This is a genomic window from Stenotrophomonas sp. PS02289 (assembly GCF_029960115.1).
Lineage (GTDB): Bacteria > Pseudomonadota > Gammaproteobacteria > Xanthomonadales > Xanthomonadaceae > Stenotrophomonas.
Genome location: NZ_JASCOZ010000258.1, coordinates 1 through 4,180, shown reverse-complemented (window position 1 = coordinate 4,180; position 4,180 = coordinate 1). Strand labels below are relative to the sequence as shown.

The 4,180-nt window shown below is 66.9% G+C and carries 3 protein-coding genes; all 3 read left to right on the top strand.

Features of this window, described 5'->3' with window-relative positions:
- Positions 1-156 precede the first annotated feature (156 nt).
- Genes typA through QMX83_RS20530 form a run of 3 tightly spaced genes read left to right on the top strand, consistent with a single transcriptional unit; the run spans position 157 to position 4,134 of the window.
- Positions 157-1,986 (top strand): translational GTPase TypA, encoded by a 1,830-nt coding sequence (gene typA / locus QMX83_RS20540; protein ID WP_282298477.1) that lies wholly within the window; start codon positions 157-159, stop codon positions 1,984-1,986.
- 13 nt (positions 1,987-1,999) lie between these two features.
- Positions 2,000-2,464, top strand: a complete 465-nt coding sequence (locus QMX83_RS20535; protein ID WP_282298476.1) for a DUF2127 domain-containing protein — start codon at positions 2,000-2,002, stop codon at positions 2,462-2,464.
- A gap of 56 nt (positions 2,465-2,520) precedes the next feature.
- The gene (locus QMX83_RS20530; RefSeq protein WP_282298475.1) at positions 2,521-4,134 is read left to right on the top strand and encodes an amidase; all 1,614 of its coding nucleotides are present in this window, start codon (positions 2,521-2,523) and stop codon (positions 4,132-4,134) included.
- Positions 4,135-4,180 lie beyond the last annotated feature (46 nt).

The following is a 4,180-nucleotide window of genomic DNA, read 5'->3' as shown; positions in this document are numbered from 1 at the left end:
GCCCTCAGCACCGCCTGGGCCGGCCAACGGCCGGCGCTACCGAGGTGCCGCCATCCACGCGAGTTCCTGAATGGGGTCTTTTCCCGTTTGGTCATGAAAGCGGTATAATATTGGACTTCATTTTTCAACTTCCGGCGCCGACTGGCCCCCTTTCGCATGTCCATCGAAAATCTTCGCAACATCGCCATCGTCGCCCACGTCGATCATGGCAAGACCACCCTCGTCGACCAGCTGCTGAAGCAGTCGGGCACCCTGTCCGAGCGCACCGTGCTGGCTGAACGCGTGATGGACAGCAATGACCAGGAAAAGGAGCGTGGCATCACGATCCTGGCCAAGAACACGGCCATCACCTGGCAGGGCAACCGCATCAACATCGTCGACACCCCGGGACACGCCGACTTCGGTGGCGAGGTCGAGCGCGTGCTGTCGATGGTCGACACCGTGCTGATCCTGGTCGACGCGATGGACGGCCCGATGCCGCAGACCCGCTTCGTCACCCAGAAGGCCTTCGCGATGGGCTTCAAGCCGATCGTGGTGGTCAACAAGATCGACCGCCCGGGCGCGCGTCCGGACTGGGTGATCGACCAGGTGTTCGACCTGTTCGACAAGCTCGGTGCCACCAATGAGCAGCTGGACTTCCCGATCGTCTACGCCTCGGCCCTGAACGGCTACGCCGGCCTGGAAGACACCGTGCGCGACGGCGACATGACCCCGCTGTACGAAGCGATCATGAAGCACGCGCCGAAGCCGGAAGTCGACCCGGAAGGTGCCTTCCAGATGCGCATCAGCCAGCTGGACTACAACAACTTCGTGGGCGTGATCGGCATCGGCCGCATCCAGCGCGGCACCCTGAAGAAGAACATGCAGGTCGCGGTGATCGATCGCGAAGGCAAGAAGCGCAACGGCAAGGTCGCACAGGTGCTGGGCTTCCTGGGCCTGGAGCGCATCGAGCAGGACACCGCTGAAGCCGGCGACATCGTGGCGATCTCGGGCATTCCGGAACTCACCATCTCCGACACCATCTGCCACCCGGACACCCCGGAAGCGCTGCCGGCACTGACCGTGGACGAGCCGACCATCTCGATGACCTTCCAGGTCAACAACTCGCCGTTCGCCGGCAACAAGGACCTGTCCGGTGGCAAGTTCCTGACCAGCCGCCAGATCAAGGACCGCCTGGACCGTGAAAAGGTCCACAACGTGGCCCTGAAGGTCGAACAGCTGGAAGACGCCGACAAGTTCCTGGTCTCCGGCCGTGGCGAACTGCACCTGTCGGTGCTGATCGAAAACATGCGTCGCGAAGGCTACGAACTGGCCGTGTCGCGTCCGGAAGTCATCATCAAGGAAATCGACGGCCAGCAGATGGAGCCGATCGAACAGCTGGTGGTGGACGTGGAAGAAGTGCACCAGGGCGGCGTGATGGAAAAGCTGGGTACCCGCAAGGGCCAGCTGAAGAACATGGAGCCGGACGGCAAGGGCCGTGTGCGCCTGGAATACTCGATCCCGGCCCGTGGCCTGATCGGCTTCCAGAACGAATTCAAGACCCTGACCCAGGGTTCGGGCCTGCTGTTCCACGTGTTCGACCATTACGGTCCGAAGGAACAGGGCGCGATCGCCAAGCGCATCAACGGCGTGATGATCGCCAATGCCCCGGGCGTGACCCCGGCCTACTCGCTGGGCCCGCTGCAGGAACGCGGCAAGCTGTTCGCCGCTGAAGGCGACAACGTGTACGAAGGCCAGCTGGTCGGTATCCACTCCAAGGACAACGACCTGACCGTCAACGCGATCAAGACCAAGCCGCTGACCAACATGCGCGCTTCGGGCAAGGACGACGCGATCCAGCTGACCCCGGCCATCAAGTACTCGCTGGAGCAGGCACTGGACTTCATCGAGGACGACGAACTGGTCGAAATCACCCCGAAGGAAATCCGTCTGCGCAAGAAGTTCCTGACCGAAAGCGACCGCAAGAAGGCGTCGCGCGCCGGTTGATCGGACCCTTGTCGTGACCGACAAACCCTACAACCCGGATCCGCATACGCATCCGGGTCTCCATGTGATCGCCCTGCTGGAAGCCAGCAAGGCGGCACTGGCGCTGCTGGCGGCTACCGGACTGGAAGTACTCGGTCCGCAGCCGCTGCGCGATGGGGTCAATGCCCTGATCCGGCGCTTCAGCCTGGACCCGGATCACGGCACCCTGCCCTCGCTGTTGAACATGATCAGTCCCGATGCGGTGCACCTGGCCGCGGCGGCCATGGTGGCCTACGGGATCCTGCACCTGTTCGAGGCGTGGGGACTGTGGCGCGCCAAAGCCTGGGCCTCGTGGCTGGGCTGCGTCACCGCAGGTATCTACCTGCCCTTCGACATCTACGCCATCATCCGCCACCCCGGCTGGGCCTCGTGGTCGGTGCTGGTGATCAACCTGATCGTGGTCGGCGTGCTCGCGCGCGACCTGCGCAAGCGTCACTGAGTTGCCAAGCGCGGCAATCGCTGGTTAGCCTGAGGGCTGGAACCGGGAACCTCCGAATGCGTCTGTCACTGACATCGCTGGCGTTGGCCATCGCGCTGACGGGCTGCTCGCCTTCGCCATCATCACTGCTGACCGCCAAGGCCCATGCGGCGGCGACCGATGCGGTCGATCCTGCTGCGCCCTTCCCTTACGCCGAAGCGGATATCAGCGACCTGCAGGCGCAGATGGCCGCCGGCGAGCTGGACAGCGTCACCCTGACCCGCGCCTACCTGGACCGGATCGCCCGCCTGGACCGGACCGGGCCGCGCCTGAACGCCGTGCTGGAGCTCAACCCGGACGCGCTCAAGGAAGCCGCCGCATTGGACGCCGAGCGCCGCCACGGGCAGCTGCGCGGTCCCCTGCACGGCATTCCCCTGCTGCTCAAGGACAACATCGGTGCACGTCCGATGGCGACCACGGCGGGCTCGCTGGCCCTGACCGGCTTCCGTCCGGACGATGCCTTCCTGGTCACCCGCCTGCGTGCGGCCGGGGCGCTGATCCTCGGCAAGACCAACCTGAGCGAATGGGCGAATTTCCGCTCCAGCCAGTCCATTTCCGGCTGGAGCGCGCGCGGCGGCCAGACCCGCAATCCCTACCGGCTCAGCCACAGCCCCTGCGGCTCCAGCAGCGGCAGCGCGGTGGCGGTCTCGGCCAACCTGGCCACCGCCGCGGTGGGCACCGAGACGGACGGCAGCATCGTCTGCCCGGCCGCGGTGAACGGGATTGTCGGGCTGAAGCCCACGGTCGGACTGGTCAGCCGCGATGGCGTGGTGCCGATCTCCTTCAGCCAGGACACCCCCGGGCCGATGACCCGCAGCGTGGCCGATGCTGCGGCGCTGCTGACCGCCATGGCCGGTCGTGACGACGCCGACCCGGCCACGGCGACCATGCCCGGTCGGGCCGTGTACGACTACACCGCACGGCTCAAGGACGGCGGCCTGCGCGGCGCGCGCATCGGCGTGCTGTACGGCCCCCTGGACAGCCAGCCCGGCGTCGCGCCGGCCCTGCAGCACGCCGTCGCGGTGCTGCGGGACGCCGGTGCAGTGGTGGTGCCGGTCCGTCTGCCGACCCAGGGCCAGTGGGAGACCGCGGAGCGGATCGTGCTGCTGCACGAGTTCAAGGCCGGCCTGGGGCGTTACCTCGGCACGCACCAGGCACCGGTGCGCGATCTGGAGGCGGTCATTGCCTTCAACCGCGAACACGCCGACAAGGAACTGCTGCTGTTTGGCCAGGACCTGATGGAGAGTGCCGCGCAGGCCGGCGCGCTGGGCAGTCCGGAGTACATCGCCGCGCGCACCGAGGCGCGCCGGCTGGCGGGCCCCGAAGGCATCGATGCGGTGCTCAAGGCCGACCGTCTGGACGCACTCGTGGCACCCACCACCGGCGCGGCGTGGCCGCTGCGCAGCGGCGAGGCCGATGCGTTTCCCGGCGGCAACTACAGTGCTGCCGCCGTGGCCGGCTACCCCAGCATCAGCGTGCCGATGGCACATGTGAACGGGCTGCCACTCGGGCTGCTGTTCATGGGCACGGCGTGGAGCGAACCGCGCCTGATCGAGCTGGCCTATGACTACGAGCAGCGTACGCGCGCGCGCAGACCGCCAGCTTTCAAGACCGAAGCCCTCATCCGGTAGCGGGGGGGGGGGGGGGGGGGGGGGGGGGGGGGGCGCGCGGCGCCGC

Excerpts from the sequence above, each read along its gene's own strand:
- typA (WP_282298477.1), top strand. The coding sequence starts at position 157 with ATGTCCATCGAAAATCTTCGCAACATCGCCATCGTCGCCCACGTCGAT.
- QMX83_RS20530 (WP_282298475.1), top strand. The coding sequence starts at position 2,521 with ATGCGTCTGTCACTGACATCGCTGGCGTTGGCCATCGCGCTGACGGGC.